The organism is Polyangium sp. 6x1 (assembly GCF_029946515.1).
Classification (GTDB): Bacteria; Myxococcota_A; Polyangia; order Polyangiales; family Polyangiaceae; genus Polyangium.
Genome location: NZ_JARZHH010000098.1, coordinates 22737 through 28736, shown reverse-complemented (window position 1 = coordinate 28736; position 6000 = coordinate 22737). Strand labels below are relative to the sequence as shown.

5 protein-coding genes are annotated in these 6000 nt (G+C 68.1%); 1 reads left to right on the top strand and 4 read right to left on the bottom strand.

Annotation, left to right across the window (positions count from 1 at the left end; all coding sequences use genetic code 11):
• Nucleotides 1–341: transposase (locus QHF85_RS45555; protein ID WP_281333785.1), on the bottom strand; the 341-nt coding region annotated here is incomplete at its 3' end.
• 559 nt (nt 342–900) lie between these two features.
• On the opposite strand from QHF85_RS45555, the gene QHF85_RS45550 reads away from it, so the two are divergent.
• The gene (locus QHF85_RS45550) at nt 901–1233 is read left to right on the top strand and encodes a hypothetical protein (protein ID WP_281333784.1); all 333 of its coding nucleotides are present in this window, start codon (nt 901–903) and stop codon (nt 1231–1233) included.
• 1382 nt (nt 1234–2615) lie between these two features.
• On the opposite strand, the gene QHF85_RS45545 is transcribed toward QHF85_RS45550, so the two are convergent.
• The 3 genes from QHF85_RS45545 to QHF85_RS45535 form a co-directional block, all read right to left on the bottom strand.
• Nucleotides 2616–3233 (bottom strand): hypothetical protein, encoded by a 618-nt coding sequence (locus tag QHF85_RS45545; protein ID WP_281333783.1) that lies wholly within the window; start codon nt 3231–3233, stop codon nt 2616–2618.
• 75 nt (nt 3234–3308) lie between these two features.
• On the bottom strand, nt 3309–3788 hold the full coding sequence (locus QHF85_RS45540) for a hypothetical protein (RefSeq protein ID WP_281333782.1): 480 nt from the start codon (nt 3786–3788) through the stop codon (nt 3309–3311).
• A 1165-nt stretch (nt 3789–4953) separates the two neighbouring features.
• Complete coding sequence (locus QHF85_RS45535) at nt 4954–5292, bottom strand: hypothetical protein (RefSeq protein ID WP_281333781.1); 339 nt, start codon at nt 5290–5292, stop codon at nt 4954–4956.
• Nucleotides 5293–6000 lie beyond the last annotated feature (708 nt).

The window sequence follows — 6000 nt, the reverse complement described above, 5'->3', positions numbered from 1 at the left end:
GTCGAATGATCGGGCACCGTTTCGCCGGGCAACAGCCCGAGGAACTCCCGCAGGGACAGCGAGTCCGAGCACCGCCATTCGAGCCCGCGCTCGGACTCGATCCCCTCGAAAAAACCGACCAGCAGCATCCGGAAGTAAAGTCCCGGCGGGATCGACGGCCTGCCCGCCGTCCCGTCGGCCTCGAAATACTTCGCGCACGCCGCCTCCATGGCCCGATCAAACCCGTTCTCGCGCAGAAGCTCGTTCAGCTTCTCGTAGAACCGGTGCCCCGGCGACCGCGGCAGCGAAGGCGCCGCCACCCAGAGCGATGCCTGCTTCTCACGTGTTCGCCCCATCGACATGACGCGGACAAACTTACCGACATCTCCCCGTCCCTGTCGATCGTCCTTCGGGATAGGTCCACGGGCTGTTAGCACCCATGCGTCGGAAACGCCGTCTCTACAAATCATCCGCGCCCCCTCATCGGCTGACCAGTGGGGTCATCTTGCCAAGTGCGCGCATTTTTAGTTCGATCGCCAGCATCGGCTCAACCGATTCGCGTCCTTACGAAGATGCGATCGAAGGTCAGGCTCACTGGGCTCCGTCACGACGCACCCGCCCCCATGCAGGACCGCCACAATCACGCGGTCGGGTGCCATCCTGCGCCCGAGACCTCCCGGAAGATTCCGCCGCTTGCCGCTCGCCGCGCCGCCTCGATGCACCCGCCCCCCACGTCGAGCCCGCGGATTTACGCGGTCGAGTGCGGTCACAGCCGGGAGACCTCGGGGAAGATTTCGACGCTCGCCGCGCCGTCCGCCTCGATGCACGAGGTGACGAGCACGAGGCTGGCGAGCACGAGGCTGGCGTCGAGCGCCGCGCCCCTCGATGGCCTCGGGGTCGGTCGCGACGCACCCGCCCCCCATGTCGAGCCCGCGGATTTACGCGGTCGAGCGCGGTCACAGCCGCGAGACCTCGGGGAAGATGCTCGCCGCTCGCCGCGCCGCCTCGATGCCCGAGGCCGACGAGCACGAGGCCAACGTCGAGCACGAGGCCGACGAGCTGAGGCCGGCGTCCAGGGCAACGAGCACGAGGCCGGCGTCGAGCGCCGCGCCCCTCGATGGCCTCGGGGTCGGTCGCGACGCACCCGCCCCCCACGTCGAGCCCGCGGATCTACGCGGTCGAGCGCGCGTGGTGAGCATCGATCGACTTGTTGCTTGGGGCCCCGAAGCCGCCAACGACAACGGAACAGGCTGACCGAATCGAGCGATCCCCCCAGGGTCGGCGGTGCCACCGGAGCCACAAGGGTTCTGCACTGGTAACGCCCCCTGGGAGGGCGCACGCGTAAGCACACACTGCCCTCCTGCGCCGGGCACGCCGACGCGAGCACGGTCATGGAGGCGAGACCTCGGGGAAACACTTCGACACTCGCCACGTCGTCCGCCTCGATGCCCGAGGCCGACGAGCTCGGGCCGCTCGATGCTCGACGCCGACGAGCTGGGCCGCTCGATGCCCGACGCCGACGACCACGAGAGCGGGCGCGCCCTGCTCGCCGGGGTCGGTCGCGACGCACCCGCCCCCATACAGGGCAGGCGCATTTACGCGGTCGAGCGTGGTCACAGCCGCGAGACCTCGGGGGAGATTTCGACGCTCGACCCTCGCCGCGCCGCCTCGATGCACGAGGCCGACGTCGAGCCCGAGGCCGACGAGCTTGGGCCGGCGTCCAGGGCGACGAGCACGAGGCCGGCGTCGAGCGCCGCGGCCTTCGATGGTCTCGGGGTCGGTCGCGACGCACCCGCCCCCCGCGTCGAGCCCGCGAATCTTCGCGGTCGAGCGCGGTCACGGCCGCGAGACCTCGGGGGGAGATTTCGCCGCTCGCCGCTCGTCGAGCGCAGTCCGCCTCGATGCCCGAGGCCGGCGAGCTGGGCCCCGCGTGCAGGTCAGGAGCGACGCAAGCGGATTCCCAAGGCTCGCGCCGTCTCGCGGGCCTGCTTCGTGTACCCTCCGGGAGCCACCATCGTTTTCCGCCCCTTCGCGGCCTCGCGTCGAACGGTGCCAGCGTCGACGGGCCTCGCCCAATCCTTTACCTCTACCGTGCGTCCGCAGTCAGCGCGCCCCGGACCGCCGCGATGCTTCAACCCCCGCACCTCGCACGCCTTGCGCTCCGTCTCCCGCCACTGCGGAGCCTTTGCGCGCGTGGATGCCTTCCGCTTGGACGCCGCACCGCGTGCACGCGGCCTTGTCGATGTACGTGAGCGCTTCGGCTTCGACTCCGAAAGAAGCAGAGCACCCAACCCCAGAGCCGCCGCACCAATCACAAGAGGAAGTGCCATACGTTCAGTAGTAGCACCGAGCGGCCTCTAGCACAAGTCGTGCCGTCAAGCTGAACAGTTGCCGTTCGCCACTCGCCCCGTCCGTCCCGATGCCCCAGGCGGACAAACACGAACCGGCACGGAGCCGGCGCCCCCCTCCATGTCCGAGGCTGGCGAGCCCGAGACCAGCGTCGAGCGCCGCGTCCCCTTGATGTCCGAGGCCGACGAGCTGGGGCCGACGTCCGGGGGAGAGCCCGAGGCCGACGTCGAGCACCGCGCCGCCTCGATGCCCGAGGGCGACGAGCACGCGGCGCCCCTCGGAAACGCTCAATTCATCTTTCGCAGCCTTTCGGGCTCGACGTTCGGAAGCACTCGAAACCGACCATTCCCAGCGACATCTACCACGCGAGGCCCGCGCAATGCCTGCTGTAAATGCATCAGGCCGCTCGCTTGCCCTTCCGTGCTGACGACGAAACCAAGCATAGACCAATGCTTCGCCTCGTCCTCACTGGCATACGGCATCACGACAAGCTCGCATCCAGCGGCAAAGGACGCGCAGAGTCGGCGGACCACAGCCAAGTCGACATTTCGTTTCCGATAGGCGTCATCAATCGATAGTTCTGCGATATAAAACAGGTCGGTGCCCTGCCCCTGGTCGTACTCGTCCTTGAGCCAATCTTCATCAAAGTAGACCGGGTAAAGCGCCTCGAATTCGGCCCCCTCCGCGTCGAGCGCATCGAGTAGGGAAACGTTGCAATGTGCAGCTTCGCCCACGTGGATGATCGCGACGAGCGCGCTACCGATGTCCGTTTCGTCGTCGTCCTCGCATTCGTCATCATCGTTGCCGCTCGACTCGTAGACGATGCAGTGGAGCCACGTGATAAGCCCCCTGTCTTCGTTCGGTTCGCCGACAGTCAGGTTTCCTACGATACGGATCCCGATCATGGTGCGCTTCTATCCACGGAAGCGCGCATCCGTCAACCGGGGTAAAACCTGGACGCCTCACGTGCTCGCCTGCGTTCACGCTTGCGTCGAGCGGCGCCACGTGCTCGGCCGTCGACGGCACGCCGTGCGCTCGACGGCAAGGCCAGCGCTCGATAGCCCGACGAGCGGCGCACGCGCCACGTGCTCGCCTGCGTCCACGTTCGCGTCGAGCGGCCACGTGCTCGCCCATCGATGGCACGCCCTGCGCTCGACGGCAAGGCCGGCGCTCGATGTCTCGACGAGCGACGCACGCGCCACGTATTCGCCTGCGTCCACGTTCGCGTCGAGCGGCGCACGCGTCACGTGCTCGCCTGCGTCCACGTTCGCGTCGAGCGGCGCACGCGTCACGTGCTCGCCTGCATCCACGTTCCCATCGAGCGGCCACGTGCTCGCCCCTCGACGGCACGCCGTGCGCTTGATGGCAAGGCCGGCGCTCGATGTCCCGAAGAGCGGCGCACGCGCCACGTACTCGCCTGCGTCCGCGCTCGCGTCGAGCGGCGCCACGTGCTCCCCCATCGACGGCACGCCGTGCGCTCGACGGCAAGGCCGGCGGTCGATGCCCCGACGAGCGGCGTACGCGCCATGTGCTCGCCTGCGTCCACGTTCGCGTCGAGCGGCGCCACGTGCTCGCCATCGACGGCACGCCGTGCGCTCGATGGCAAGGCCAGCGCTCGATGTCCCAACGAGCGACGCACACGCCACGTGCTCGCCTGCGTCCACGTTCGCGTCGAGCGACGCCACGCGCTCGCCCATCGACGGCACGCCGTGCGCTCGATGGCAAGGCCGGCGCTCGATGTCCCGACGAGCGGAGCACGCGCCACGTGCTCGCCTGCGTCCACATTCGCGTCGAGCGGGCGCCACGTGCTCGCCCATCGACGGCACGCCGTGCGCTCGACGGCAAGGCCGGCGCTCGATGTCCCGACGAGCGGCGCACGCGCTACGTGCTCGCCTGCGTCCACGCTCGCGTCGAGCGGCGCCGCGTGCTCGCCCATCGACGGCAAGGCCGGCGCTCGATGCCCCGACGAGCGGCGCACGCGTCGCGTGCTCGCCTGCGTCCACGCTCGCGTCGAGCGGCGCCACGTGCTCGCCCATCGACGGCACGCCGTGCGCTCGACGGCAAGGCCGGCGCTCGACGGCAAGGCCGGCGCTCGATGTCCCGACTGCGACGCACACGCCACGTGCTCGCCTGCGTCCACGTTCGCGTCGCGCGGCGCCACGTGCTCGCCCATCGACGGCACGCCGTGCGCTCGACGGCAAGGTCGGCGTCGATGGCCGGCCCGACGAGCGGCGCACGCGCCACGTGCTCGCCTGCGTCCACGTTCGCGTCGAGCGGCGCACGCGTCCTTACGTGCTCGCCCGTACACTTCTCGGCGCGCGCCGAGGCACCTCGCGAGGGGTCTGGGGGGGTCGTTCATCCGTTCCGGAATCGTTCCGGAATCGTTCCGAACCCCCTCGAAAGGGGGGTTTTGGGTGGGCTTGACAAGGGGAGGGGGTCGGGCGCATCCCCTGAAATCCCCGGATTTTCGCTACTCAGCCTGATCCGATTCCTCTGCCCCCCCAATCCGAATGCTCGCTGGCCGCGTCGCCCGCTGCACAGGCCCGACGAGCTCGGGCCGGTGCAGGGGGGCGTGCAGGGGGGACGAGCACGAGGTCAGCAGGGATGATGGCCGCGGCCTGACGCTTATTTGAAATCGTCCACCCCTGCCTCTTTCTGAGCCGTAACCAAGGCATTGGTGAACTCCTCATCGAAATGTGTGAGCAACATTTCGACGAAACGACCGTGATAGATCCCGTAAATGAGCTTGGTCATGCCCTCGCTTTTTCTTCCGAGCAGCCCGAACATGAGAGTTCCCTGCCCAATCACGGGCCGCAACCAAGCCTTGTTTGCCCATTGGTCGGGAGCGTGAGTTAAGTCACCGTCTTTATCGTAGCTCCAAGTCTTGACCTTCTCTTCGTCGATGGCCCGCTTGATGTTGGCAAGGAGCCCGCGGGGGTTCGGCGTGGCGATCACAATGGCCATATGTACCTCATATTTTTCGGATAGGAAACGACCGGTCCGGAGGGTAATCACGCGGTAACACGATGCAAGGGGCTGTTCGTCCACATGCCTTTTTATTATGCTATTATGCTCGGAACGGACGGCCCGCGGCGCGCACGTTAAATGCTCGCCTGCATCCTCGTTCGCGTCCATTGGCCTTGTGCTCGCCTACACCGTCGTTCGACACGTGCTCGCCCACGTCCGCGCTCGCGCCCAGCGACGCCCGCGTCACCACGTGCTCGCCCACGTCCATGCTCACGTCGAGCGACACTCACGTCACCACGTCCTCGCCCGACGACGCCGTGCCCACGCGCTCGACGGCAAGGCAGGCCCATCGATGCTCCGACGAGCGACACTCATGTCACCACGTGCTCGCCCACGTCCATGCTCACGTCGAGCGACACTCACGTCACCACGTCCTCGCCCGACGACGCCGTGCCCACGCGCTCGACGGCAAGGCAGGCCTGTCGATGCTCCGACGAGCGACCCTCACGTCACCGCGTGCTCGCTCACGTCCGCGCTCGCGTCGAGCGGCGCGCCACGTGCTCACCCATCGACGGCACGTCGCACGCTCGACGGCAAGGCCGGCGCTCGACGTCCCGACGAGCGCAACACACGTCACGTGCTCGCCCCGTGCTCTGCACGGGTGCCATCCCGGCGAGCGGGTAGGGTGTTCCGGGGGTTCGTTCA

What these genes read in the sequence shown, in the direction of transcription:
- QHF85_RS45550 (WP_281333784.1), top strand. Translation starts at nt 901, where the DNA reads ATGTCGAGCCCGCGGATTTACGCGGTCGAGCGCGGTCACAGCCGCGAG.
- QHF85_RS45545 (WP_281333783.1), bottom strand. Translation starts at nt 3,233, where the DNA reads ATGATCGGGATCCGTATCGTAGGAAACCTGACTGTCGGCGAACCGAAC.
- QHF85_RS45540 (WP_281333782.1), bottom strand. Translation starts at nt 3,788, where the DNA reads ATGGGGGAGCACGTGGCGCCGCTCGACGCGAGCGCGGACGCAGGCGAG.
- QHF85_RS45535 (WP_281333781.1), bottom strand. Translation starts at nt 5,292, where the DNA reads ATGGCCATTGTGATCGCCACGCCGAACCCCCGCGGGCTCCTTGCCAAC.